General features: G+C 71.5%; 21 protein-coding genes. 9 read left to right on the forward strand and 12 right to left on the reverse strand.

Annotation, left to right across the window (positions count from 1 at the left end; translation table 11 throughout):
- Positions 1-19 precede the first annotated feature (19 nt).
- Positions 20-1012: a cyclase family protein gene (locus ABZ833_RS21970; protein WP_361049112.1), complete on the reverse strand. Its 993-nt coding sequence runs from the start codon at positions 1010-1012 to the stop codon at positions 20-22.
- Positions 1013-1096: 84 nt separating this feature from the next.
- Here ABZ833_RS21970 and ABZ833_RS21975 point away from each other — a divergent pair, with 84 nt between their 5' ends.
- From ABZ833_RS21975 to ABZ833_RS21985, 3 genes are read left to right on the forward strand one after another with little or no spacing between them, the layout of a single operon-like run.
- A complete protein-coding gene (locus ABZ833_RS21975) occupies positions 1097-2008 on the forward strand; it encodes an SDR family NAD(P)-dependent oxidoreductase (RefSeq protein WP_361049114.1) in 912 nt (303 codons plus the stop codon).
- Positions 2009-2019: 11 nt separating this feature from the next.
- A complete protein-coding gene (locus tag ABZ833_RS21980; RefSeq protein WP_361049116.1) occupies positions 2020-3333 on the forward strand; it encodes an acyl-CoA dehydrogenase family protein in 1314 nt (437 codons plus the stop codon).
- Positions 3330-4400, forward strand: coding sequence for a Zn-dependent alcohol dehydrogenase (locus ABZ833_RS21985; RefSeq protein WP_361049119.1), 1071 nt, complete (start codon positions 3330-3332; stop codon positions 4398-4400). Before ABZ833_RS21980 ends, ABZ833_RS21985 begins: the two co-directional genes overlap by 4 nt.
- A 321-nt stretch (positions 4401-4721) precedes the next feature.
- Here the strand turns inward: ABZ833_RS21985 and ABZ833_RS21990 are convergent, their stop codons facing one another.
- Positions 4722-5759, reverse strand: coding sequence for a helix-turn-helix domain-containing protein (locus tag ABZ833_RS21990; RefSeq protein ID WP_361049121.1), 1038 nt, complete (start codon positions 5757-5759; stop codon positions 4722-4724).
- An 85-nt stretch (positions 5760-5844) separates the two neighbouring features.
- On the opposite strand from ABZ833_RS21990, the gene ABZ833_RS21995 reads away from it, so the two are divergent.
- Positions 5845-7149 carry an MFS transporter gene (locus tag ABZ833_RS21995; RefSeq protein WP_361049659.1) on the forward strand — a complete coding sequence of 435 codons (1305 nt, stop codon included), beginning with the start codon at positions 5845-5847 and terminating at the stop codon, positions 7147-7149.
- Between the two features lie 12 nt (positions 7150-7161).
- On the opposite strand, the gene ABZ833_RS22000 is transcribed toward ABZ833_RS21995, so the two are convergent.
- The 4 genes from ABZ833_RS22000 to ABZ833_RS22015 all read right to left on the reverse strand — a co-directional run bounded on the left by ABZ833_RS22000 (position 7162) and on the right by ABZ833_RS22015 (position 12475).
- Positions 7162-7761 (reverse strand): flavin reductase family protein, encoded by a 600-nt coding sequence (locus tag ABZ833_RS22000; protein ID WP_361049123.1) that lies wholly within the window; start codon positions 7759-7761, stop codon positions 7162-7164.
- Between the two features lie 108 nt (positions 7762-7869).
- Positions 7870-8691 (reverse strand): enoyl-CoA hydratase-related protein, encoded by an 822-nt coding sequence (locus ABZ833_RS22005; protein ID WP_361049125.1) that lies wholly within the window; start codon positions 8689-8691, stop codon positions 7870-7872.
- 85 nt (positions 8692-8776) lie between these two features.
- Positions 8777-11002: an acetate--CoA ligase family protein gene (locus tag ABZ833_RS22010; protein ID WP_361049127.1), complete on the reverse strand. Its 2226-nt coding sequence runs from the start codon at positions 11000-11002 to the stop codon at positions 8777-8779.
- 297 nt (positions 11003-11299) lie between these two features.
- Positions 11300-12475 carry an NAD(P)/FAD-dependent oxidoreductase gene (locus tag ABZ833_RS22015; RefSeq protein WP_361049129.1) on the reverse strand — a complete coding sequence of 392 codons (1176 nt, stop codon included), beginning with the start codon at positions 12473-12475 and terminating at the stop codon, positions 11300-11302.
- Between the two features lie 232 nt (positions 12476-12707).
- Between ABZ833_RS22015 and ABZ833_RS22020 the strand changes: the two genes are divergently transcribed.
- Both ABZ833_RS22020 and ABZ833_RS22025 read left to right on the forward strand, forming a co-directional pair.
- Positions 12708-13145 (forward strand): Zn-ribbon domain-containing OB-fold protein, encoded by a 438-nt coding sequence (locus ABZ833_RS22020; protein ID WP_361049130.1) that lies wholly within the window; start codon positions 12708-12710, stop codon positions 13143-13145.
- 39 nt (positions 13146-13184) lie between these two features.
- Positions 13185-14108, forward strand: coding sequence for a GNAT family N-acetyltransferase (locus ABZ833_RS22025; RefSeq protein ID WP_361049132.1), 924 nt, complete (start codon positions 13185-13187; stop codon positions 14106-14108).
- 26 nt (positions 14109-14134) lie between these two features.
- Here the strand turns inward: ABZ833_RS22025 and ABZ833_RS22030 are convergent, their stop codons facing one another.
- Both ABZ833_RS22030 and ABZ833_RS22035 read right to left on the reverse strand, forming a co-directional pair.
- The gene (locus ABZ833_RS22030; RefSeq protein ID WP_361049134.1) at positions 14135-14821 is read right to left on the reverse strand and encodes a pyridoxal 5'-phosphate synthase; all 687 of its coding nucleotides are present in this window, start codon (positions 14819-14821) and stop codon (positions 14135-14137) included.
- A gap of 54 nt (positions 14822-14875) precedes the next feature.
- Positions 14876-16120 (reverse strand): acetyl-CoA acetyltransferase, encoded by a 1245-nt coding sequence (locus ABZ833_RS22035; RefSeq protein WP_361049136.1) that lies wholly within the window; start codon positions 16118-16120, stop codon positions 14876-14878.
- Positions 16121-16303: 183 nt separating this feature from the next.
- Here ABZ833_RS22035 and ABZ833_RS22040 point away from each other — a divergent pair, with 183 nt between their 5' ends.
- Together ABZ833_RS22040 and ABZ833_RS22045 are read left to right on the forward strand one after the other, a co-directional pair.
- Positions 16304-17575, forward strand: coding sequence for an acyl-CoA dehydrogenase family protein (locus tag ABZ833_RS22040; RefSeq protein ID WP_361049138.1), 1272 nt, complete (start codon positions 16304-16306; stop codon positions 17573-17575).
- A complete protein-coding gene (locus ABZ833_RS22045) occupies positions 17575-18051 on the forward strand; it encodes a nitroreductase family deazaflavin-dependent oxidoreductase (RefSeq protein WP_361049140.1) in 477 nt (158 codons plus the stop codon). The genes ABZ833_RS22040 and ABZ833_RS22045 overlap by 1 nt, the downstream gene beginning before the upstream one ends.
- Positions 18052-18171: 120 nt before the next feature.
- Here ABZ833_RS22045 and ABZ833_RS22050 read toward each other — a convergent pair whose 3' ends face one another.
- Positions 18172-18819, reverse strand: a complete 648-nt coding sequence (locus tag ABZ833_RS22050; RefSeq protein WP_249589315.1) for a TetR family transcriptional regulator — start codon at positions 18817-18819, stop codon at positions 18172-18174.
- Positions 18820-19146: 327 nt separating this feature from the next.
- Here ABZ833_RS22050 and ABZ833_RS22055 point away from each other — a divergent pair, with 327 nt between their 5' ends.
- Positions 19147-21507, forward strand: coding sequence for a serine/threonine-protein kinase (locus ABZ833_RS22055; protein ID WP_361049142.1), 2361 nt, complete (start codon positions 19147-19149; stop codon positions 21505-21507).
- A 135-nt stretch (positions 21508-21642) separates the two neighbouring features.
- Here the strand turns inward: ABZ833_RS22055 and ABZ833_RS22060 are convergent, their stop codons facing one another.
- The 3 genes from ABZ833_RS22060 to ABZ833_RS22070 are packed head-to-tail and all read right to left on the reverse strand — an operon-like array spanning position 21643 to position 24088.
- Entirely contained in the window at positions 21643-22419 is a 777-nt protein-coding gene (locus ABZ833_RS22060) for an enoyl-CoA hydratase/isomerase family protein (RefSeq protein ID WP_361049144.1), read from the reverse strand.
- Positions 22416-22877 carry an OB-fold domain-containing protein gene (locus ABZ833_RS22065; protein WP_361049146.1) on the reverse strand — a complete coding sequence of 154 codons (462 nt, stop codon included), beginning with the start codon at positions 22875-22877 and terminating at the stop codon, positions 22416-22418. The genes ABZ833_RS22060 and ABZ833_RS22065 overlap by 4 nt, the downstream gene beginning before the upstream one ends.
- A gap of 59 nt (positions 22878-22936) precedes the next feature.
- A complete protein-coding gene (locus tag ABZ833_RS22070; RefSeq protein WP_361049148.1) occupies positions 22937-24088 on the reverse strand; it encodes a lipid-transfer protein in 1152 nt (383 codons plus the stop codon).
- Between the last annotated feature and the right edge of the window lie 103 nt (positions 24089-24191).

The raw sequence follows: 24191 nt of genomic DNA on the forward strand, positions 1-24191 counted from the left end.
AGGGCGTGTGGGAAGGGCCTCACAGAATCGCGACCGGGGCCACGGGTGTTCCCGTGCCGCCGATGAACGGCTCGGGCATCGCGGAGAGCAGGAAGCTGTAGCGGGAAACTTCTGCACAGGCTGTGGACAACTTTTCCAGATTCCAGTTCTGGCCTTGCAGCATCCCCATCTCGACCAGGTCGAGCGCGTGCACGGGCAGCCAGAGGTTCTCGATCTCGGGCGGGAAGATCTCGAAGGTCAGGGTGTCGTTGGCGACCGCCGCGACATCGCGTGCGTGGAACCACTCCGGGGTGCGGATCGAGAGGCCGGGGGACGGATAGCCGTACGCGTGCTTGTCGCCCGCCAGGTAGGTCTGGATCTGTCCGGTGCGTACGAGGACGATGTCGCCGACGCGGACGGTGAGCCCCGCGAACTCCTCGGCCTCCGCGAGGTCTTCGGGGGTGACCGCGTGGTCGCCGGGCAGCCGGTCGACGCCCTTGGCGCGGGCGACGTCGAGCAGGACGCCGCGCGAGACGAGGTGCGGCACCTTGTCGATGCCGCTGAACCGGGCGCCGGTGTGGGCGGTGATGGTGTCCGCCGGGCGGCCGTTGTAGATCTTCCCCGAGTGTGCGGCGTGGGTCAGCGCGTCCCAGTGGGTGGCCGTCTGCAGGCCCATCGTGACCGCGTCGTCGCTGGTGGCGACCGTGCCGGGGCCGAAGAGCTCCTGGTTGATCTGCACCATCGTGTGGAGGGGGTTGATCCTGCCGGGTATCAGGCCCGTCTGGACGCCGTCCTCCTTGAGGGGCAGGGCGAGCGGGATGCGGCGGCCGGTCCGGATGTCCGCGGCGGCCGCGCGTACGACCTCGTCGGTGATGAGGTTGAGCGTGCCGATCTCGTCGTCCGAGCCCCAACGGCCCCAGTTGTTCACGCGTTTGGCGATGTCGTGGAACTCGGGTGGCAGGGCGGAGGGGGTGGTGGTGTCTGCGGATGCCGTGCCTGTGGGCGCAGCTTCCGCGGATGTCGAGTCTGACATGGGTCCTCCCCGGGGCTTGTCTTTGGGTATCTGACGGGTCATAGAATCTAACGGTCCGTCAGAAACCGCGGGAAGGGGCCGGACGTGGGGAACTTCTTGGCAGGCAAGGTGGTTGCCGTGACCGGTGCCGGGCGTGGCATCGGCAGGGCGGTCGCGCTGGCCGCCGCAGCCGAGGGCGCGAAGGTGATCGTGAACGACTACGGCGTCTCCATGGAGGGTGCTGAACCGGCCAGTGAGATAGCCGACGGCGTGGTCAAGGAGATCCAGGCGGCGGGCGGCGAGGCCGTCGCCGTGGCCGACGACATCTCGACCATGGCGGGCGGGCAGCGGATCGTGGACGTCGCGCTCGCCGAGTACGGGCGCATCGACGGCGTCGTGTGCGTCGCCGGGATCCTGCGCGAGCGGATGCTCTTCAACATGTCCGAGCAGGAGTGGGACCCGGTGGTCGCCACGCACCTGAAGGGCACGTTCACCGTCTTCCGTGCCGCTTCGGCGGTCATGCGCAAGCAGGGCACGGGCACGCTGATCGGCTTCACCAGCGGCAACCACCAGGGGTCGGTCGCGCAGGCCAACTACAGCGCGGCCAAGGGCGGGATCATCTCGCTGGTGCGGAGCGCGGCGCTCGGCCTGAACAAGTACGGGGTGACGGCGAACGCGGTCGCGCCCGTCGCGCGGACGCGGATGTCCGCGAACGTGCCCATGGAGCTGAAGGAGATCGGGGAGCCGGAGGACGTGGCCGCGCTGGTCACGTATCTGCTGAGCGACCGGGCGCGGGAGGAGAAGATCACCGGGCAGGTCTACACGGTCGCGGGCCCGAAGATCGCCGTGTGGGCGCAGCCGCGTGAGCTGCGGGCCGGGTACGTCGAGGGCGGCTGGACCCCGGAGAAGATCGCCGACTTCCTGCCGGGGACGGTGGGGGTCGACCCGATGCCGATGCTGGCGCAGCTGGAGGCGATGGCGAAGGCCGCCGCCGCCAAAGACCGGCCGAACGCGTAGGCGGCGGGGCGGTGGAGTTCGGATTCGGCCCTGAGGACGAGGAGTTCCGCGCGGAGGCGCGCGCCTGGCTCGGTGAGCACCTGGCGGGGGTGTTCGCCGGTGCGGTGGGGCGGGGCGGGCCCGGGAGCGAGCACGAGGGGGCGGGGGAGCGGCGGGCCTGGGAACGGGAGTTGGGGCGGGGCGGGTGGATCGGGCTCGGTTGGGAGGGGGGTGCCGGTTCGGGTGTCGATTCGGGTGCGGGTGCGGGTGCGGGTGCGGGTGGGGGTGTGGGCTCGGGTGTGTACGGGAATCGGCGGGCGACTCTGACCCAGCAGGTCGTGTGGGCCGAGGAGTACGCGCGGGCGCGGGCGCCCGGACGCTATGGGCACATCGGCGAGAACCTGCTGGCCCCGACGCTGCTCGCCCACGGCACGCAGGAGCAGCGGGACGAGTTCCTGCCGCCCATCGCACGCGGGGAGACGCTGTGGTGCCAGGGGTACAGCGAGCCCGGGGCCGGGTCGGATCTGGCGGGGCTGCGGACGGTGGCGGTGCGGGACGGTGACGCGTACCGGATTACCGGTCAGAAGATCTGGACCTCGCTGGCCCATGAGGCGGACTGGTGCTTCGTGCTTGCGCGGACCGAGGCGGGGTCCGTCGGGCACCGGGGGATCTCGTTCCTGCTGGTGCCGATGGATCAGCCCGGACGTGTCGAGGTGCGGCCCATACGGCAGTTGACGGGGACGAGCGAGTTCAACGAGGTCTTCTTCGACGGGGCGGTCGCGCGTGCCTCGCACGTGGTGGGCGGCGTCGGCAACGGGTGGCGCGTGGCCATGGGGCTGCTCGGGTTCGAGCGGGGGGTCTCCACGCTCGTGCAGCAGATCGGCTTCGCGGAGGAGCTGGGGGGCGTTGTCCGGGAGGCGGTCGAGCGCGGGGCCGTCGAGGATCCCGTGCTGCGGGATCGGCTGGTCCGGCAGTGGGCCGAGTTGCGGGTCATGCGGTGGAACGCGCTGCGTACGTTGGGCAGTTCGGGCAGGTCGGATGGTTCGGGTGGTTCGGGTGGTTCAGGTGGTTCAGGTAGTTCGGGTGACGGCGTGGGGGCGCCGAGTGTGGCCAAGCTGCTGTGGGGCGGGTGGCATCAGCGGCTGGGGGAGCTGGCCATGGGGGTGCGGGGGGCAGTGGGTGCTGTCGGCCCCGGGGACTGGAGCGAGAGCGCTCCGTACGAACTGGACGCCCTGCAGCGGCTCTTCCTCTTCACGCGGGCCGACACCATCTACGGCGGCTCGGACGAGATTCAGCGGAACATCATCGCCGAGCGTGTGCTCGGCCTGCCGAGGGAGGCGCGATGAGGGGTGTCGTTTTCGACAGGAGCAGGGCCGAGGGGAGCAGGGTCGAGGTCGTCGACGACCTTGAGATACGGGATCCGGGACCGGGGGAGGTGCTGGTCGGGATCAAGGCCGCGGGGCTGTGCCACAGCGACCTCTCGGTGATCGACGGGACCATTCCCTTCCCTTCGCCGGTGGTGCTCGGGCATGAAGGGGCGGGGGTGGTGGAGGCCGTCGGTGCGGGGGTGACGCATGTGGGGGTCGGGGATCACGTGGCCCTTTCGACCATCGCCAGCTGCGGGACCTGCGGTGAGTGCAACCGGGGGCGGCCGACGATGTGCCGGCGCGCGATCGGGATGCCGGAGCAGCCGTTCTCGCGGGGCGGGAAGCCGATCCACCAGTTCGCGGCGAACTCCGCGTTCGCGGAACGCACGGTGGTGAAGGCCGTGCAGGCCGTGAAGATCCCGGAGGACATTCCGCTGACGTCGGCGGCGTTGATCGGATGCGGGGTGGTGACGGGGGTCGGTGCCGCCTTGAACCGCGCGAAGGTGGACCGCGGGGACAGCGTGGTGGTGATCGGGACCGGGGGGATCGGCCTCAACGTGCTGCAGGGGGCGAGGATCGGCGGGGCGACGCGGATCGTGGCCGTGGACGCGAACCCCGAGAAGGAGGGCGTGGCGCGGCAGTTCGGGGCCACGCACTTCTTCTTGTCGGCGCAGGCGGAGGGCGTGCGGGAGCTTCTGCCGACGGGGGCTGACCATGTGTTCGAGTGCGTGGGGCGGGTCGAGCTGATCCGCCAGGCGATCGACCTCCTTGACCGGCATGGCCAGGCGGTGCTGCTCGGCGTGCCGCCGGCCACGGCCGAGGCGTCGTTCCTGGTCTCGTCCCTGTTCCTGGACAAGTCGATCCTGGGCTGCCGCTACGGTTCGGCGCGGCCGCAGCGGGACTTCGCGCTGTACGCGGAGCTGTACCGGGAGGGGCGGCTGCTGCTGGACGAACTGGTGACGGAGACGTACCCGGTGGAGGACTTCGCGAAGGCGGTGGGGGATGCGGAGGCGGGGCGGGTGGCGCGGGGGGTGCTGACGTTCTGAGGCGGGTGCGGTGGGCCGGTGCGGTGCTGCGGGTGCGGTGCGGGTCTGTTGTGGGTGCGGGGCCGCGCCGGTATGTCCGTCCTCGCTATCGTCCGGTGGCCGTGCACTTCCTTCGGCGAGGGAGCGCCGCGAACCGTGCTCCGGGCGGACATACCGGCACGTCCCCTCACGCGCGCTCCCGACTGCAGCCAATCGTCGGTCGCTGCGGGGCAATCGGGCGGGTGGGCGGGAAAGGCCTGTTCGGCAGGGGGCGGATGCGGGGTTACGGGCGGGTGGGTGGGAGAGGCTTGTTCGGGGGCGAGTGGTTGCGGGGGGAGAGGGTCACCGCACAGGCCCGGCGGGCACGCCTTCGCGGAACGTTCGGCGGTAGGCCGTGGGGGTCACGCCCAGGGCCGCCTGCAAGTGCGCCCGCATGGACTGGGCCGTGCCGAAGCCCGCGTCACGGGCGACCTGGTCGACGGAGAGGTCGCTGGACTCCAGAAGGTGACGGGCCCGCTCGACCCGCTGCTGCGCCAGCCACTGCCCGGGGCTGACCCCCGCCTCCTCACGGAAACGGCGCGTGAAGGTGCGTACGGACATGGATTCCTGATCCGCCATGTCGCGGAGCTGGATCGGCTCGTGGAGGTGACCGAGCGCCCACGCACGCGCCGAGGTAGTCGTGGCCAACTGCAGCTCCGGGACAGGGCGTTGGATGTACTGCGCCTGGCCGCCGTCCCGGTGCGGCGGCACCACCGTACGGCGGGCGACCTCGTTGGCGACCGCCGCCCCGTGGTCGCCGCGTACGACATGGAGGCAGAGGTCGAGGCCCGCCGCCACGCCCGCCGACGTCAGGACGTCTCCGTCGTCGATGAACAGGACGTCCGGGTCCACGGTGATCCGCGGGAAAAGACGCTGGAAGTGCTCCGCCGACGACCAGTGCGTCGTCGCGGTGCGGCCGTCGAGATAGCCCGCGGCGGCGAGGACGTACCCGCCCGTGCAGATGGAGATCAGGCGTGTGCCCGGCTTGATGTGGGCCAGGGCCGCCGCGAGGTCGGCGGTCAGGCGGCCTTCCTCGTAGACCGGACCCAGTTCGTACGACGCCGGGACCACGACCGTGTCGGCGTCGGCCAGGCACTCCGGGCCGTTCTCCACGAGGATCGCGAAGTCGGCGTCGGTGCGCACCGGGCCCGGGGGCCGGACGGACGCCGTGACGACTTCGTAGAGGAGCTCGTGGTCGGCCGTACGCGCGCGGCCGAAGATCCGCTGCGGGATGCCGAGCTCGAAGGGGATGACGCCGTCCAGGGCCAGGACCACCACGCGGTGGCGAGTGGTCGGGGTGGTCCTGGCGGGCCTCGGGGTGCCGGTCGCGGGGGCTGTCATGGCCCGATTCTAGCTAATGCTGTCCTTTGGGCCACTCGATCGGGCGCGGCAAGGGCCGGATGCTGTTGTCGTGAACCAGACAGACGTGAATCAGCCGGTCGAGGCCCTCGTGGAGGTGCCGCGGCAGCGGCGCCGTATCCACCGGGCATGGTTCGTCGCCGCCGTCACCTTCGTGACGATCATCGGCGCCGCGGCGTTCCGGTCCCTGCCGGGCCTGCTCATCGATCCGCTGCACGAGGAGTTCGACTGGTCGCGCGGCACGATCGGCCTCGCGGTCTCCATCAACCTCGCGCTGTACGGGCTCACCGCGCCGTTCGCCGCCGCGCTGATGGACCGCTTCGGCATCCGGCGGGTGGTGGCGGTCGCTCTCGTCGTGATCGCGCTCGGGTCCGGGCTCACCGTGTGGATGGAGTCCGCCTGGCAGCTGCTGCTGTGCTGGGGGCTGCTCGTCGGTCTCGGGTCGGGGTCGATGGCGCTGGCCTTCGCCGCCACCGTCACCAACCGGTGGTTCACCACGCGGCGCGGACTCGTCACCGGCATCCTGACCGCGGCCTCCGCGTCCGGGCAGCTGATCTTCCTGCCGGTGCTCGCCTGGATGGTGGAGGCCTACAAGTGGCGGCCCGCCGCGGTGACCGTCGCCCTCGCGGCGCTCGTCGTCGTCCCGTTCGTGTGGCTGCTGCTGCGCGACCATCCCGCGGACGTGGGCCTGAAGCCGTACGGTGCCACGGAGTTCGTGGAGAAGCCGCCGCCCGCGACGGGGGCCGCGCGGCGCGCGGTCACCGTGCTGTTCAAGGCGGCCCGCACCGGACCGTTCTGGCTGCTCGCCGGGACCTTCGCCATCTGCGGCGCCTCGACGAACGGGCTCATCCAGACGCACTTCGTGCCCGCCGCGCACGACGAGGGCATGCCGGTCCCGGCGGCCGCGTCGCTGCTCGCCGTCATCGGCGTCTTCGACATCGTGGGCACGATCGCGTCCGGCTGGTTCACGGACCGCTTCGACGCGCGGCGGCTGCTCGCCGTGTACTACGCGCTGCGCGGCGTCTCGCTGCTCTTCCTGCCGCTGCTGCTCACTTCGACCGTGCACCCGTCGATGATCTTCTTCATCGTCTTCTACGGCCTCGACTGGGTGGCGACCGTGCCGCCGACCCTGGCCCTGTGCCGCGAGCAGTACGGCGACGACAGCGCCATCGTCTTCGGCTGGGTACTCGCATCGCACCAGGTGGGTGCCGCGCTCGTGGCCGTCATCGGCGGCGTCGCGCGGGACAAGTTCGGGACGTACGACGTGATGTGGATCGCCTCGGGGGCGCTGTGCGCGGCGGCCGCGCTGATGGCCCTGGTCATCCGGCGGGCCGGTGACGGGGAGCCGGAGCCGCGGACCGTACTCAGCTAGCGGATGTGTCACTCACGGGGCGAACCTGCCGAACTTGCCCCGGTGGAACAGGAGCGGTTCGCCGTCATCGGTGGCGCCGAGGGCGTCCACCCGGCCGACCACGATCAAGTGGTCGCCCCCGGTGTGCACCGCCTGGATCGTGCAGTCGATCCAGGCCGGTACGCCGGCCAGGCGGGGCGAGCCGGTGACGGGCGCGGCGTCGAAGTCCACCCCGGCGAACTTGTCGGCGCCGCTCACCGCGAAGCCGCGGCAGAGCGCGCCCTGTTCGGCGCCGAGGACGTTGACGCAGAAGACGCCCGCGCGCGCGATGCGCGGCCACGTCGTCGACGTACGCGCGACCATGAACGAGACGAGGGGCGGGTCGAGGGAGAGCGAGGAGAAGGACTGACAGGCGAACCCGGCAGGGCCGGGATCGCCTTCGCACGCCGGTGCCGTGATCACGGTCACGCCGGTCGCGAAGTTCCCAAGGACCCGCCGGAATTCGCCCGCGTCGAGCGGCGCACGCTCGTCCTCGCCGACGGCCCGCAGCTGCGGGCGCGGCAGGGCTTCGACCGGGCCTGTGGTGGTCGGTTCGCCGACCGACCTGAGGTATCGGAGGGCGGTGGCCGCCATCCCTGCATGTCCCATCACACCAGCCATTGAAGCTGACGGGTCGTCAGATTGGAAGGGCGGGGACGCGGCGCATCGGCCCTCTTCGGCCTCTGACGACCGGGCGGGGTCTCAGCGGCCCTCGTACGAAGGTGAACGGCGCTCCACGAAGCTGGCCACGCCCTCGTTCGCGTCGGCCGTCGTCATGTTGATCTCCTGCGCCGCGGCCTCGGCGGCGAAGGCCGTCGCGCGGTCCGATTCGAGAGCGGCGTTGACCAGTTGCTTGGTCATGGCGATGGCGCGGGTCGGCCCTGCCGCGAGGCGCTCCGCCCAGGCGCGGGCCGTCTTCTCCAGCTCGCCGGCGGCTACGACGCGGTTGACGAGCCCGAGCCGTTCGGCGTCCGCCGCCGGGACGGAATCCCCGAAGAACATCAGCTCCTTGGCCCGCTGCGGCCCGATGAGACGGGGCAGCAGATAGGCGCCGCCGCCGTCGGGCACCAGGCCGCGGCGCACGAACACCTCGATGAACTTGGCCTGTTCGGCGGCGATGACGAGATCGCAGGCGAACGCGAGATGGGCGCCGATCCCGGCCGCGGTCCCGTTCACCGCGGCGATCACCGGCTTCTCGCAGTCCAGGACGGCGGCGATGAGGCGCTGGGCACCGAGCCTGATCGTGCGGGCCACGTCACCGGGCACACGCTCGGCGGTGCTCGGCGCTCCGCGCAGGTCGGCGCCCGCGCAGAAGCCCTTGCCGGTGGCGGTGATGACGACGGCGCGGACGGCGGGGTCCGCGGAGGCCGCGGCGAGGAGCGAGATGACGCGTTCGCGCTGGTCCCAGGTGACGGCGTTCATGGCTTCGGGGCGGTTGAGGGTGATCCATGAGACGCCGTTGTCAGTGGCGTGGAGTACCAATGAGTCGAGGGGATCAGTCGCGGCTTCGGGGGAGGGTGTCATGCGGGTACGGACTCCATTTCGCTGCGGGGTATTCGGGTGGGTGGGCGGGAAGGATTCGCCGCGAAGCGGCGTCCTGAGAACCAACTCACCGGCAGACGGCCAAGGCGTCCAGCGCGACAGCCCCCTGCCCCCGCGGCAACACCATCAGGGGGTTGATATCCAGCTCCGCCAGCTCATCGCCAAGCTCAAGGGCCATCCTCTGTACCCGCAAGACGACTTCGACGAGCGCATCGATGTCGGCGGGGGGCGCCCCACGGACCCCGTCAAGCAACGGCCTTCCGCGCAGCTCAGAGAGCATCGTCAACGCCTGGTCCTCCCCGAAGGGCGGCACCCGCACGGCCACGTCCCGCAGGACCTCGACAAGGACACCCCCGAGCCCGACGGTCACCGTCGGTCCGAACAGCTCGTCCTGGGTGACGCCGACGACCATCTCGACGCCCCGCTCCACCATCTGGCAGACCAGTACGCCGTCCAGCGCGATCCCTTCGTAGCGTGCGATGTCGGTCAGCTCCCGATAGGCGTCGCGGACCTGGCTGGCCGAGGTCAGGCCGATCTTCACCAGGCCCAGTTCACTCTTGTGGGCAAGGTGCGCCCCGGACGCCTTCATCACCACCGGGTAGCCGACGAGCCCCGCCGCCCGCACGGCAGCCGCCGCACTGGTCACCAACTGCTCGCGCGGTACGCGAATCCCGTACGCGCGCAGCAGTTGCTTCGCCGCGTGCTCGCTCAGCTGCTGACCGGACCGCATCAGGGCCTGGGCCTTGCGGAAGGAGGGCGAGGCCGTGCGGGGCGCGTCGGCGAAGGGGGAGCGGTAGCGGGTCGTGAACCGGTGGTGGTCCAGATAGGCGCGCACCGCCGTGATGCAGTTGGCGAAGGTGCGGAAGGTGGCGACGCGCGAGGAGCCGAGCAGCGTCGTGCGGTAGGCCTCCTCGGTGCCCACGGGCGAGCCCCACACCACGCAGATCAGCTTGTCCGTCTGCTCCGCCGCGTCCACCAGGTCCTGCGCCAGCTTGTCGCTCATCGGCGGGAAGGGGCCGGTGATCGGACAGATCAGCACCCCCACCTCCGGGTCGTCCAGGATCGCGTCGATGATCTTGCGGCCGCGCCAGTCGCCCACCGGGTGACCGCCGTTGTCGACGGGGTTGGCGACGTTCAGGTAGTCCGGTATCCACTGGTGCAGCTGAGCCTGCTTGGCGTCCGAGAGGGCGGGCAGCGGCAGCCCCGCCTCGGTCGCCAGGTCCGAGAAGTGCGCGCCCGTGCCGCCCGAGATCGAATAGACGACGACGCCCTCGGCCCGCGGAGGCCTCGCGCGTGCCAACAGGGCGGACGTGTCCTGGAGTTCGTCGAGCCCGTCCACGCGGATCACGCCGTACTGCCGCATCGCCGCGTCGACGACCGTGTCGGCGCCGGTGAGCTTGCCGGTATGTGAGGCGGCCATGCGGGCGCCGGTCTCGGTGCGGCCGACCTTGACCGCGACGACGGGCACGCCGCGCTGGGCGGCGCGGTCGGCGGCGAGCAGGAAGGAGCGGCCGTCCTTGAGGCCCTCGACGTAGCAGGCGATGGCGCCGACCTCGGGGCGCTCGGCGAAGTAGGAGATGAAGTCGGAGGTCTCCAGGTCGGCTTCGTTGCCGGTGGGCGCCCAGTGCGAGAGGCGTACGCCGATCTCCTGCATCGTGAAGACGGGGCGGCCCTGGTGGCCGGACTGGGTGATCAGGGCGATCGCCGGTCCTTCGAGGTCGTCGCGGAACTTCTCGAAGGCGTTGAGGTTGGTGTTGGGCCCGAGCAACCGCAGCCCCGAGCGCTCCACGGCGGCGGCGAGGCGGGCCTGGGCGGCCGCGCCCTCCTCGCCGGTCTCGGCGAAGCCGGAGGCGAACGCGACGGCGAACTTCACCTTGGACTCGGCGAGTTCCTCGATCACGGGAAGGGGGTCACTGACGAGGAGTACGGCCAGATCGACCTGTTCCGGCAGGTCCGCGACGGAGGGGAAGCAGGGTGTGCCGAAGACGGACTGCCGGGTGGGGTGCACGGGATGCAGCCGGGCGCCGCCTCGCTCGGCCCAGTCCATGAGCTGCCGCGTGATGCCGGTGTTCGGCCGCCCTTCGGCGTCCGACGCGCCGATGACGGCGACGGACTCGGGGCGGAAGAACCGGTCCAGATCCGGTACTTCGGCGTGCAGGGGGCGACCGCTCACGTCCAGGTCGTCCGCGGTGGCGGCCCGTCCGTGGACGGCGGGTGCCGGGGCTTCGCCGCAGGCCACAACACGCGCGCGGCGGGGGTCGGTGGTGAAGGTGCCGTATGTCGATCCAAGCATCGGTCCGCCCGCTCCTGGGTGAAGGAATGCAACTGACGCATAGTCAGATTACTTAACTGACGCTGTGTCAGGAACAGTGCTGCACGCAAAGAGTGGGGCGACCCTTTAGCAGTACCCAGGTGCCGTGGGGCGCTATTCCCCCTTCCGGGGGGCGGGATTCCGGAAGGGGGCAGTACCGGCCAACGGGGCGTCCTGCGAAGGTCGTGGGGTGTCTGCGGCGCCATCGTGGCTGGTCGCGCAGTTTTCTGCGCCCCTTCGGGGCGCCCTCCTGGCCGCAGCGGACTTCGCTCGGCCTTGTCAGTGGCCCGTGCCCAGCGTCCTCGCCACCGCCTTCGCGATCTTCTCCGCGTCCCGCGCCATCTCGCGCAGCATTCCGCTGATGGGGTTCGTGAAGCCGGTGAAGTAGAGGCCGGGGGCCGACTTCGAGGTGCGGGCGCCGCGGACGACGGGGGCGCCCTTCGCGTCGAGTACGCCGAGGTCGCCGACGAGCGGCTCCAGGGCGCGGCGGTAGCCCGTGGCCGCGATGACGGCGTCGGGGGCGATCGGCGTGCCGTCGGCCAGGACGACCTTGCCGTCCTCGAAGGACTCGACGGCCGCGACCGGTTCGACCTTGCCCTTGCGTACCGCGTCGATCAGTCCCACGTCCTGCACCGGGATCGCCCCTTCCCTGACCCGGGAGTACAGGCCGGTGGCGGGGCGGGGCAGCCCTCGCGCGGACAGGTCGGGGACGCTGATCCTGGCGATCGGGCCCGCGAGCCGGTCCACCAGCGCGACGGGCAGCCTGCGGCAGAGGATGCCCGTGCGCTGCGCGGGCCACCCCGCCGTGGAGCGGCGGACGATGTGCGGCGCGGTGCGCACCGCGAGGCGGACACGCGCGGCGCCGCCCTCGACGAGGTCGACGGCGATCTCGGCGCCGGTGTTGCCGACGCCCACGACCAGGACGTCCTTGCCCTCGTAGGGGCGCGGGTCGCGATAGGAGCTCGCGTGCAGGAGCTCGCCCGTGTACGTGTCGCGGCCGGGCCAGTCCGGCAGGCGGGGCGTGTGATTGTGGCCGGTGGCGATCACGACCGCGCTGCCGGTCAACTCCCGGCCGCCGCTGGCGTGCAGCAGCCAGCCGGTGCCGTCGGCAGACCGCTCCAGGCGGGAGACCTCGACTCCGGTGACGATCTCCAGTTCGTGGAACTCGGCGTACTTCTCCAGGTAGCGCAGGACGTTGTCACGTGACACCCACCGTCCGAAGGCGCGCGGTATCGCGAGCCCCGGCAGTGCGGAGAGGCGGCGCGTCGTGTGCAGGCGCAGGCGGTCGTAGTGCGTGCGCCAGGAGGCGCCGACCCGGTCGGACTTCTCGAGGACGACCGCGCGGACGCCGCGCGCACGCAGAGCGGCCGCCACGGAGAGCCCGCCGGGTCCGCCGCCGACGACGTACACGGGGCGGTCCTGGTGTGGCGTTTGTGGGGGAGTGGTGTCGGCCATGAACCTGAGAGTAATCACGTGGTCACTTGATGGGGGACGGTCAAGCCCCAAACCGGTTGCGAATTGATCACGGGTGTACGCGGCGGGCCCTCCGTCCGTGGGCTTCGCGCCACGTCGCGGGGCCCACGCGGCGTACGGCCTCTTGCGTACGTCTCTTGCGCACGTGCCGGGCATGCGCTGAACTGACGTACCGTCAGAAGTTGTTGTCCGGAGACGCGATGGGACTGTTCCTGTGAGCACTACGAGCCCCGCGAGCCCGCGCTACGACCTCCCCGAGCCCGACGCCTTCACCCGCCCCTACTGGGACGCGGCGGCCGAGGGGCACCTCCTGATCCGCCGCTGCGGCGGCTGCGGCAAGGCGCACCACTACCCGCGCGAGTTCTGCCCGCACTGCTGGAGCGAGGAGGGCGGCTGGGAGCGGGCGAGCGGCCACGCCACGCTCTACACCTGGTCCGTGGTGCACCGGAACGACCTGCCGCCGTTCGGCTCCCGCGTCCCTTACGTCGCCGCTGTCGTCGACCTCGCCGAAGGCCCGCGCATGATGACGGAGATCGTCGACTGCGAGGAGGGCGAGCTGCGGATCGGGATGGCGCTGGAGGTCGCGTTCCGTGAGGTGGGGGAGCGGGAGGGCGCGGGTGTGACGGTGCCGGTGTTCCGGAGTGCGCCGTAATCCGCTTCTGCTGAGGTGCCGCACGCGGGATCATGGCCCATGGCCTCCTCTCCGCGTCCCGGCTGGCAGTTGACCTCCGACCTCGACGAGTTCCACTCCCGCGCGGCGACCTTCCTGCACTCGGTGCCCGCCCTGCACACCGCGCTGCTCAGCGTCACCGACATGCTGCGTACGCGCGGGCTCCATGTGTACGGGGCGGAAGATCCCCTCTTCGGGATCCGCACCGGTGGCAATGGCGTGGGTGGGGCGAGCGATGGCGAGGGCATAGGCGGGGCGAGCGGTGGCGGAGGCGTGAGCGGTGCCTTTCTGTGGACCCCGCCGCACCTCCTCGCGCTGAGCCCGCTCGCCGACGATGCCGCAGAGGAACTCGCCGGAGTGCTCGCCGACGCGGGCCTCGCACTGCCCGGGGTCGGCGCCGAGAGCGCCACCGCCGCCACGTTTTCGGCCGCCTGGCAGCGGCGGACGCACGTCAGGGCCGCCGTCAGCTTCCCCCAGCGGCTGTACCGGCTCGGCACCCTCACCCCGCCCGAGCCCTCACCGGCAGGCAGTGCGCGCGTGGCCACCGGCGCCGACCGGGCGCTGCTCGCGCGCTGGCACGGGGAGTTCCACGAGGCCATCGGGGAGAAAGGCGCGATGGACGCGGGCGAGTGGGCCGACGCCCGCATCGCCTACGGAGGTGTCACCCTCTGGGAGAGCCCCGACGGCACCCCCGTCGCCATGGCGGGCAACACCCGCAAGGTCGCGGGCCAGGTCCGGGTCGCCCCCGTCTTCACCCCCGCAGGCCTGCGCGGGCGCGGCTACGCGGGCGCGGTCACCGTCGCGGTGAGCCGCGCCGCGCTCGCGGCGGGTGCGGACGAGGTGCTGCTCTTCACCGATGTCGGCAATCCCACGAGCAACGAGCTCTATCAGCGGCTCGGCTTCCGCCCGGTGCGGGACTTCACGCAGTACAGCTTCACGCGCTGACCTTCTTCATCGTCACGCTCCGGCCCTCACGGCCACAGCAGCTCCTTGGCCCAGCTTCCGTCCGTCTCCCGCCGGTACCGCAGCCGCACGTGCCGGCGTCGCGCCTCGCCCTGGAAGAACTCGACCTCCGCCGGTTCGAGCACGTACAGGGTCCAGCTCGGCGCCGGGGCGTCCGGTTCCGCCTGCGCGTGCTCCCAGGCGGCCTGGCTCGCGGCCACCAGATCCCCGTACGACGGCAGCACTTCGCTCTGCCTGCCCACCAGTGCCGACGCCAGCGCTCCGGGCGAACGGCGTGCGAGGTCCTCGCGGCTCTCGATGGCGCTCGCCGTCGTGACCCGGCCCCGCACCCGGACCTGGCGGCCCTGTACGGGCCAGTAGAAGCCGAGCGCGGCCTCGGGGCGGGCCGCGAGCTGGCGGCCCTTCGCGCTGCCCGCGTGCGAGCCGAAGTGCCAGCCCGCTGCGTCCGCGTCGTGCAGCATCAGCGTCCGTACGTCGGGGCGGCCCGACTCGTCCGCCGTGGCCAGGGTCATCGTGTGCGGCTCCACCTGGCCCGCTGCGGCCACGTCCACGAACCACTGCCAGAACAGGGGGAGCGGGTCGGCGGGGGCGGTCGACGGGTCGAAGGCGGGCAGTTCGGTGTCCCAGACGCGGAGGGCGCGCAGGAGGGCGCGGCCGTGGGCGGTGTCGTCGGGCCTGGTGTCGGAGTCGTCCATCCGGCGAATCTACGGGAGCGGCCGCGAGCCCGGCGGGCAGCAGGGGCGGCCGCGCTACCCCCGGCCGAGCACCACCGTCCCCGACGAGCAGAACCAGCCGCCCGTACCCGACGCCACCGCCACCTCCGGGAGCCTCCCTCCCGCCTTGTGCACCTGGCGGCCTTCGCCTGCCTCGCCGCGCAGCTGTCGTACTGCCTCCACCAGCAGGAACAGGCCGCGCATTCCCGGGTGTTGGGCGGAGAGACCGCCGCCGTCCGTGTTCGTCGGCAGTTCGCCGTCCCGCAGCAGGCGGCCCTTCTCCACGAACGCGCCGCCCTCGCCCTTCGCGCAGAACCCCAGGTCCTCAAGGGTCACCAGGGTCATATAGGTGAAGGCGTCGTAGATCTCCGCCACGTCGACGTCCTCGGGGCGCACTCCCGCCCGCTCGAACGCCAGGCGTCCGCTCACCGCCGCCGGGGAGACCGTGAAGTCCTCCCACTCCGACATGGTCGTGTGCGAGACGTGCTCACCGGTGCCGAGCACCCAGACCGGCGTCGAGGCGCAGTCGGCGACGTACTCCTCCGCCGCGAGGAGCACCGCGCATCCGCCGTCGGAACGTATGCAGCAGTGCAGCTTGGTGAACGGGTCCGCGATCATCGGGCCTGCCAGGACCTCGTCGACCGTGATCGGGTCGCGGTACATCGCGTCCGGGTTGGTCGCGGCGTTCGCCCGTGCCTGGACCGCGACCGAGGCGAGCTGTTCGAGGGTCGTGCCGTACTCGTACATGTGGCGGCGCGCGGCCATCGCGTACTTGGAGATCAGGGAGTGGCCGTAGGGGACCTCGAACTGGAGGGGTCCGCGTGCGCCGAACGACAGGTTCGACGTGCGCCGCCTCGCCTTGATGTCCGCCCTGGCCGTCGATCCGTACACGAGCAGTACGGCGTTGGCGCGCCCCGCGGCGATCGCGTCCGCCGCGTGGGCAGCCATGACCTCCCAGGTGGAGCCGCCGACGGAGGTGGAGTCGACCCAGCGCGGCTTCAGGCCGAGGTACTCGGCGACCTCGACCGGGGCGAGGGTGCCCAGGCCCGCGGACGCGACGCCGTCGATGACCCCGCGGCCGAGGCCCGAGTCGGCCAGGGCGCGGCGGGCCGCCTGGGCGTGCAGGGCGTAGGGAGTGGCCTCGTCGACGCGGCCGCAGTCGGAGAGGGATATGCCGACGACGGCCACCTTGCGCGGGCGGGTCGCCGCCGAGCCCGCACCGGCCGACGTCTCACCAGGGGCCGACGTCTCACCAGGGCGTGGAGGGAGGGGAGTTGGCATGAATCTGACGGTACATCAGATTTGGTTGACCAAGGGAGGGGTCAAGGGAGGGGTTACGTGGCGTCGCGGCCCTGTGCATCTGGCGGGCGCCGTCTTAGCATGACGGCCCGTCAGATCCGGGACGGCTCGCCCTCGTGCACGGCGCCGAGGGGCACGGCCGCGACCCGGGGGAGGAGCCCGCCGATGGACGCCGCCTTCACCGCGGAGCAGGAAGAAATCCGCCGCACCCTTCGTGAGCTCGTCACCAAACGCTGCGGTCAAGGCGAGGTGAAGGCCGCGGTCCGCACCCCCGCCGGATATGACGCGGCCCTCTGGTCCGCCCTCGCCGAACAGCTCGGTCTGCCCGGCATCGCCATCCCCGAGACGTACGGGGGCGTGGGGTGCGGCCCGGCGGAGCTCGCCCTCAGCAGCGAGGAGCTCGGCCGGGCCCTCGCCCCCTCGCCTCTCTTCGCCACCGCGGCCCTTGTCGTCCCGCTCCTTGAGCGCCTCGGCACCGACGAGCAGCGGTCGGAGCTGCTGCCCCGCATCGCGGCGGGCGGCCTGACCGCCGCGCTCGCCGTGCCCGGCACCGGACTCGCCACCGCGCTCGGCCTCGTCGGGGACAACCTCGGCGACTGGTCGGGCGGCGGCCGTGCGGGCGGCGTGCAGGCCAAGCTCTCGGACGGCGTCTGGCGGCTTTATGGCCAGGCCGAGCAGGTCCTCGACGGGCACAGCGCGGGGCTGCTCGTCGTCGCCGCGCACACGGGGGGCTTCGCCCGTTCCCGTACGCTCCTCTATCTCGTGCGCGAGGGCGCCGCGGGGCTCGTGAGGACCCGGCAGACCTCCCTCGACGAGACCAGGCCGCAGGCCCGCGTCGAACTGCGCGACGTGGAAGCAGAGTTGCTCGGCGACGCCGATGACGCCGATGTGCCGGGCGCGCTGGCCGCGGCCGGTGACGGCGCCGCCACCGTGCTCGCCGCGGAAGCGGTGGGCGCGGCGGACCGGGCGCTGGAGCGGACCGTCGAATACGTCAAGCAGCGCGAGCAGTTCGGGCGGGCGATCGGGTCCTTCCAGGCCGTCAAACACCGGCTCGCGGATGTGTACGTGCAGGTGCAGGCCGCGCGGTCGGCGGCGTACTACGCGGCGTGGGCCGCGGGGACCGGCTCGGAGCAGGCGGGAGGCCTCGCGCTCGCGCAGTCGCTCGACGCGCTGCGGACCGCCGCGTCGGAGGCCGTGCAGCTGCACGGCGGCATCGGGTTCACCTGGGAGCACGAGGCGCATCTGTACTTCAAGCGGGCGTCCAGCGACGAGCTGCTCTTCGGGCCCGTGCACCGGCTGCGGGCGCGCGCGGCGGAACGGGCCGAGCTGTTCACCACGGTGACGGCACCGGAGCCCGCGGCGCGGCCGAAGGCGCCGACGTCCGAAGCGCAGGCGAAGACACCGGAGCCCGCAGCGCAGCCGAAGGCGGCCGTCTGATGCCGCCCGGTGTCCGTCTGATGCAGAAGATGTCGTCCACCCGGACCTTCGCGAAGATCGCCCCGCACTTCATCCCCGCGATGGACCGCACGGTGCACCGCCTCACGCGCGGCAAGGTGCTGCTCAGCGCGAAGATGCTGCCGGGGGTGATCCTGACGGTGCGCGGCGCCAAGAGCGGGCTTCCGCGGCGCACTCCCCTGGCCTGTATGCCGGAGGAAAAGGGGAGTTGGATCCTCATCGGCTCCAACTTCGGGCGCCCGGGACACCCCGTCTGGACCGGCAACCTCATCGCCCATCCGGATGCCGACGTCAACTGGCAGGGCGCGGACATTCCGGTCAGGGCACGGCTGTTGGCGGGGGAGGAGCGGGCCGCGGCATGGGATGCGGTGCTGAAGTTCTGGCCGCCGTACGCGACGTATCAGTCCCGCATAGAGCGGGAGATCCGCCTGTTCCGCCTGGAGCGGCGCACGGAGTAGCCGTACGGGGAGGCGGACTCCGAGGGAGGCGAACACAGCGGCGGATCACTGGAACATCGTGATCCGCCGCTGCGGTGACAGGACTTGGGAAGCGTCAGAAGAGAAGACGTATGGGATGCCCTACTTCGTCGGCTTCTTGCCTGTTACGCCCAGATGCACCAACAGTGCGAGGTTCGGCTTCAGTTCGGTCTGCTTGACGCCCCACGACTGGAAGCCACGCTGGTGCGAGGCGACCGCGGCGAGCATCGCCACGAGGGAGCCGGCCATCGCCGCGGGGTTGACGTCCTTGTCGACCTTGCCCTTGGCCTGGAGCTCCTTGACCGTGTCCGTAAGGGAGTTGTTGACCGAGTTCAGGATCTTCATGCGGAGTTTGTAGAAGCGCTTGTCACCTTCGGCGGCGCCCAGATCGACGACCCGGAGGATCGCGTCGTTCTTCCGCCAGAAGTCGAGGAAGCCGTCGACCAGCTCCTGTGCGGTCTGCCACCCCGCCTTGCCGACCCATGAGCGGCCGTCGAGGAGCTGGGTCAACTCAGCGCCCTCCGCCGCCATTTGCTCGGCGATCTCCAGGACGGCGCCCTCGACGTCCGGGAAGTACTGATAGAAGGTCGCGGGTGAAGTCCCCGCCTTCCGGGCGACGTCGATGACTTTGACGTCCCGGTAGGGCGAGGAGCTGAGCATCTCGCTGAGGCAGTCGAGCAGCTTCTGACGCGTCGCCTGACCGCGCCGACCGGCCACGCGGCCGTCGACGGTACGTACCTGTCCTGTCATGCCGTCAGCTTACCGAGGGGTGATCGGAGCGCGATTCGGCCGAGTGCAAATGGGGTTGAGGGCCGTATTGAGGGGCGTATGCCTCTCCATTCCGTGCGCCGGTGAAAGGCCGCATTCAAATGGTTCACGTGTTCGAATCAAATTTCGCTCACATATCTCCCTCTTCTTGCGTCTTCTTTGTCCCACAACACCCCGATCCCGCCCCGGGTTCGCAACCGCCGCCCCGGACAGGAAGAATCAGGGTGCGTGCCGCCGGAGCGGCTCGGTGGTGAGACGCTGCACGGGGCCGCTCATACGGCGCCCGCGTACGGGGAGGTGGCAGGGCAAGTGGTGGATCAGCTGACGCAGCACGATCCGAGGCGGATCGGCCCGTTCGAGGTGCTCGGCCGGCTCGGAGCCGGTGGCATGGGCCTTGTCTACCTCGCGCGCTCCGCGTCAGGTCGGCGCGTGGCGATCAAGACGGTGCGGACCGAGCTCGCCGAGGACCAGCTGTTCCGCGTCCGCTTCACGCGTGAGGTCGAGGCGGCACGGGCCGTGTCCGGTTTCTACACGGCCGCCGTCGTGGACGCCGACCCGCGCGCGGCCGTGCCGTGGCTGGCCACCGCGTACGTGCCCGCTCCCTCGCTCGAAGAAATAGTGAATGAACACGGGCCGCTGCCCACGCAGGCCGTGCGCTGGCTCGCCGCGGGCGTCGCCGAGGCCCTGGAGTCCATCCACGGCGCGGGCCTCGTCCACCGTGACCTCAAGCCGTCGAACGTCCTCGTGGTGGAGGACGGGCCGCGCGTGATCGACTTCGGCATCGCGTCCGGCGTCTCCAACACCCGGCTGACCATGACGAACGTCGCCGTGGGCACCCCCGCGTACATGTCGCCCGAGCAGGCGAAGGACTCACGCAGCGTGACCGGCGCGAGCGACGTCTTCTCGCTCGGCTCGATGCTCGTCTTCGCCGCCACCGGGCACGCGCCCTTCCACGGGGCCAACCCCGTGGAGACCGTCTTCATGCTGCTCCGGGAAGGCCCTGACCTGGAGGGACTCCCGGACGAGCTGCGCCCGCTCATCGAGACGTGCATGCAGATGGAGGCGGTCCTGCGGCCGAGCCCCGCCGACCTCCAGGCCCAGCTCGCCCCGCACCTCTTCGCCTCCGAGAGCGAGGACGGCGACAGCGGCACGGCGTCCGCGTGGCTGCCGGAGCGGGCCGTCGCGCTGATCGAGGCCCGCCGTGGCGGCCGTCCGCCCGCGCGGGTCGCGCTCGCCTCCTCCGGGCGCAGCGGCGGCCGTGGCGGCGCCCCCGCCGTCGCACCGCCGCCCCCGCAGCACGCACCGCCGGTGCCGCCGACGCAGCCGCCGCCCTTCGGGGGCGTGCCGGACGCCGGTCCCGTGCACCTCGCCGGGGCGAAGGTGCCGATCGGTCCGGGCCCGCGGGTGGCCGACGCGCGCGCCGCCGCCGTAAGCCTGCCGCCCGCCGACGGCGGCCTCGCCGCCTCGTGGTCGCGGTCCAAGGCCGCGGCGAACGGCGTCGACCCCGTGGTGCCCGCGCCCACCGTCGCGCCGGATGCCGGGGCCTCGTGGCGGCCGTGGCGGTTCCGGATGTCGAACGACGTATGGGGGACGCCCGCCGTCGCGGGGAACCTCGTGTACGTCACGTCCTTCGAGGTCCACGCCCTGGACGTCGGGACGGGCCGCCGCAGCTTCAAGACGCGGGACGTGGCCTGGTCCATGGCGGTCGCCGACGGACGTATCCACGCATCCGACGGCCCCACGCTGTACGCCCTGGACGGCGCCGACGGCAACGACCTGTGGCGCCTGTCGACCGACGCCTGGGTGTACTCGCTCCAGGCCGACCGCGGCACCGTCGTCACCGGGACGCGCGGCGGCGGCGTACAGGCCTGGGAGGCCGCGAACGGCGAGAAGCTCTGGGAGATCACCGGGGCCCAGACCGACTTCGAGACCCCCGAGGCGGGACCTGTCGTCCACGACGGCACGGTCTACGTCTGGAAGGACGCGCGCCTGCGTGCCCTGGAGGCCCGCACGGGCGACGAGCGGTGGTCGTACCCCATCGGCGACGCGGCCTCCTGCGGCGGCGTCCCGGTGCGGCTCGCGCCCGCGCAGGACGGGTACGTGTACGTGTCCGCGGGGTCACGCGTCCTCGCGATCGACGTCGCGGCCGGTCACGTCCGGTGGCACTTCGAGGCGCCCGCCGCGTTCCTGTGTCCGCCCACGTTCGCGCCGGGACCCGCGGTCACCGGCGGCGGGGTCTACCTCGCGGACTACCTGGGCACGGTGTACGCCCTCGACGCCACGGACGGCCGCGACCGCTGGCGCATCGCCACGGAGTCCCGGGCGTCGATCGAGCCCGTGCTCGTCGCCGACGGCCATGTGCACGTGGGCAGCGGCAAGGGGCTCTACACGCTTGACGCGGTCACGGGGACGCCGAAGTGGCGCTTCCAGGCCGGCGGCGAGGTCGTCGGCACGCCCGTCGTGGCCGACCGGCGGATCCACTTCGGGTCGACGGACCACCTGCTGTACACGCTGAAGGCGGACGACGGCCGCCTGCGCTGGAAGCTGGCCACGGGCGGCGAGATCACCGGGGCGCCTGTGGTGCGGGACGGCGTGGTGTACGCGTGCAGCAAGGACCGGTGTGTGTACGCGCTGGACGCGGAGCGGGGGACCGGGACCGCCCGGTCATAGGTGGGAGACGGGGGGCCTCCGGCCCGCGCCTCGTGACGGCCGTCGCACCAGCTTTGGAAGGGGCTCCGGACGGCGGCCGTCCACTCGTGACGTTACGCCGAGTGCATGAACCCTGCCAGGTGGACGGACAAGCCCCTACCTGGTCCGGAAGCCGGTTTCGCGCCCCCGCCCCGTGAACAGTCCCGCCTGGCGTTCCGGTGGCAGGTTGCCCAGGGCGATGAGGTGCGGGGCCTGGGACAGGGCCTGGGCGCGGGTTGCCTCCTTCGCCGACCACAGTGCGCGTACCGTGCCCTGGACCGGCTCGGTCGGAAAGGACGCGATGACCGCCGCCGATCTGGTCGCCGCCGCCAACAGCTCGTCCGAGGGCGCCAGTTCGGAGACCAGTCCCGTCTCGTACGCCCTCTGCGCGGAGACCCTCTCGGTCGTCCCCATCAGCGACATCCTGGCGACCTCGCCGAACGGCATCCGCTGCGCCATGAGGATCGCCTCGTACGCGCTGACCATGCCGTACGTGGTGTGCGGGTCGAAGAACGTGGCGTGCTCGGCGGCGATCACGAACTCCGCCTCGCCCAGGAGATAGAAGGCGCCCCCGCACGCCATGCCGTTGACGGCGGCGATGACCGGCTTCCACAGATCGTTGGCCTTGGGGCCGATGGACAGGAGCGGATCGTCCATCGAGTAGGGGGAGCCGGGCTGCGGCACGTCCGTGTCACGGTCGATGCCGGTGCAGAACGCCTTCTCCCCGGCGCCGGTGAGGACGATCGCCCGCACGGTGTCGTCGAAGCGGAACTCCCGCCATGTCGTGGTGAGTTGGGCGGCCGTGTCGGGGTCGATCGCGTTGTGGCGGGCCGGGCGGTCGAGGGTCACGACCGCCACGCCCGTCTCCTTGTCGAACGCCGTGCGCAGGCTCACGGCCGCTCCAGGAGCCAGCGGGGCATCGCGATCCCGTCCACCTCGGTGAACGCGACCTGCACCTTCGCGCCGATGCGGAGGCGGTCGGGGTCGACGGAGTTCAGGGGCGCGTCGGGGGCGGCGACGAGGTTGCCGACCAGGCGGATGCGGGGGGCGTCGGCCAGTTCGACGATGATCGCGTTGTACGGAGCGTTTGCGGCGTACGCGGGGAGCAGGGGTGGGTGCGGTCTTACGTAGGACCAGATGCGGCCCCTGCCACTCATGCGGCGCCACTCGCTGTCGAAGGACTGGCAGTGGGGGCAGCAGGGCCTGGGCGGCCACCGGAGCTCCCCACAGCTGGGGTTGGCGCAGGCCTGGATCCTTAGTTCGCCCTGGGCCGCGTACTCCCAGAAGGGGGCGCCGTCTGTGTCGATGGTGGGGGACAGCAGGGGCTCTGTCTTTGTTGTCGCGTCTGCCATGTGCTCGGCCTCTTTCGGGTGCGAGTGCGTGGTGGTTGCTCGCGCAGTTCCCCGCGCCCCTACGGGGCCCGCAGGAGTACCGCTGACGTCGGCACTCCCTCGCCCGCCGTCACCAAACATGTGGCCGCGTTGGGTACTTGGGCCGTGCTCGTGCCCCGCAGTTGCTTCACGCCCTCGTTGATGAGGTTGAAGCCGTGGACGTACGCCTCGCTGAGGCCGCCGCCCCCGGTGTTGATCGGCAGGCGGCCCCCGCTCTCCAGTGCGCCGCCCTCCGTGAACGCGCCGCCCTCGCCCCGGCCGCAGAAGCCGTATCCCTCCAGGGACAGCGGGATCAAGGGGGTGAACGCGTCGTAGATCTGAGCCACGTCCACGTCCTCCGGGGCGAAGTCCGCCTGCTTCCAGAGGTGGCGGGCCGCCGTCCAGGCCGGGCCCGTCAGCGGGTCGTCGTTCCAGTAGTTGACCATCCCGTGGTGCTGCGCGGGCAGACCCTGGGCGACGGAGTGGACGTACACCGGCTTCTGGCGGCAGTCCCGCGCCCGTTCGGCCGAGACGATGACGCACGCCAACGCGCCGTCGGTCTCAAGGCAGTTGTCGAAGAGGCAGAGCGGCTCGCTGATCCAGCGCGACGACATGTACATCTCGCGGGTCAGCGGCCGTTCGTACATCATCGCGGCCGGGTTCTGGTTCGCCCGGTTCCTGCACGCGAGGGCCACGTTGAACAGGTGGTCGCGGGTCGCCCCGTACTCGTGCATGTAGCGGCGCGCCAGCATGCCGATCTCGTCCGCAGGGCGGAGGAGGCCGAAGGGGCGCGTCCACTGGCCGGGGGTGGGGAGCTGGACCGCCGTGTTCTTCCACGGGCGCGGGCCGCTGCCGCGTTTGCGGGAGCGCCAGGCGATGCCGACGTTCGCCTGCCCGGTGGCCACGGCGGCCGCGAGGTGCGCGATGGTCGCGCAGGAACCGCCGCCCCCGTAGCCCACCTTGCTGAAGAAGGTCACGTCGCCCGCGCCGATCGACTTGGCGACCTCGACCTCGTCCGTCTCCTCCATCGTGTACGAGGCGAACGCGTCGACCTCGGACGGCGCGATCCCCGCGTCGTCGAGCGCGGCGACGATCGCCCGGCAGGCCAACGTCTTCTCGTCCTCGGGCAGTTGTTTGGCGAACGCGGTCTGCCCGATCCCGACTATCGCTGTAGCGTCTTTGAGTGAAGCCATGGGCAACGGCACCTCCGCGAGTGGCGAGGCCCCAGGGCTTCGCCATACGTCGTCCCGACTGCTGACAGCGCGTCAGGTTACAGCTAATCTGACGGATAGTCAG

It is taken from the genome of Streptomyces sp. NPDC047525, from assembly GCF_040643025.1.
Classification (GTDB): Bacteria; Actinomycetota; Actinomycetes; order Streptomycetales; family Streptomycetaceae; genus Streptomyces; species Streptomyces durmitorensis.

Coding starts and splice junctions, on each gene's coding strand:
- ABZ833_RS21970 (WP_361049112.1), bottom strand. CDS start 1,012: ATGTCAGACTCGACATCCGCGGAAGCTGCGCCCACAGGCACGGCATCC.
- ABZ833_RS21985 (WP_361049119.1), top strand. CDS start 3,330: ATGAGGGGTGTCGTTTTCGACAGGAGCAGGGCCGAGGGGAGCAGGGTC.
- ABZ833_RS21990 (WP_361049121.1), bottom strand. CDS start 5,759: ATGACAGCCCCCGCGACCGGCACCCCGAGGCCCGCCAGGACCACCCCG.
- ABZ833_RS22000 (WP_361049123.1), bottom strand. CDS start 7,761: ATGGCGGCCACCGCCCTCCGATACCTCAGGTCGGTCGGCGAACCGACC.
- ABZ833_RS22005 (WP_361049125.1), bottom strand. CDS start 8,691: ATGACACCCTCCCCCGAAGCCGCGACTGATCCCCTCGACTCATTGGTA.
- ABZ833_RS22010 (WP_361049127.1), bottom strand. CDS start 11,002: ATGCTTGGATCGACATACGGCACCTTCACCACCGACCCCCGCCGCGCG.
- ABZ833_RS22015 (WP_361049129.1), bottom strand. CDS start 12,475: ATGGCCGACACCACTCCCCCACAAACGCCACACCAGGACCGCCCCGTG.
- ABZ833_RS22025 (WP_361049132.1), top strand. CDS start 13,185: ATGGCCTCCTCTCCGCGTCCCGGCTGGCAGTTGACCTCCGACCTCGAC.
- ABZ833_RS22030 (WP_361049134.1), bottom strand. CDS start 14,821: ATGGACGACTCCGACACCAGGCCCGACGACACCGCCCACGGCCGCGCC.
- ABZ833_RS22035 (WP_361049136.1), bottom strand. CDS start 16,120: ATGCCAACTCCCCTCCCTCCACGCCCTGGTGAGACGTCGGCCCCTGGT.
- ABZ833_RS22040 (WP_361049138.1), top strand. CDS start 16,304: ATGGACGCCGCCTTCACCGCGGAGCAGGAAGAAATCCGCCGCACCCTT.
- ABZ833_RS22045 (WP_361049140.1), top strand. CDS start 17,575: ATGCCGCCCGGTGTCCGTCTGATGCAGAAGATGTCGTCCACCCGGACC.
- ABZ833_RS22050 (WP_249589315.1), bottom strand. CDS start 18,819: ATGACAGGACAGGTACGTACCGTCGACGGCCGCGTGGCCGGTCGGCGC.
- ABZ833_RS22065 (WP_361049146.1), bottom strand. CDS start 22,877: ATGGCAGACGCGACAACAAAGACAGAGCCCCTGCTGTCCCCCACCATC.
- ABZ833_RS22070 (WP_361049148.1), bottom strand. CDS start 24,088: ATGGCTTCACTCAAAGACGCTACAGCGATAGTCGGGATCGGGCAGACC.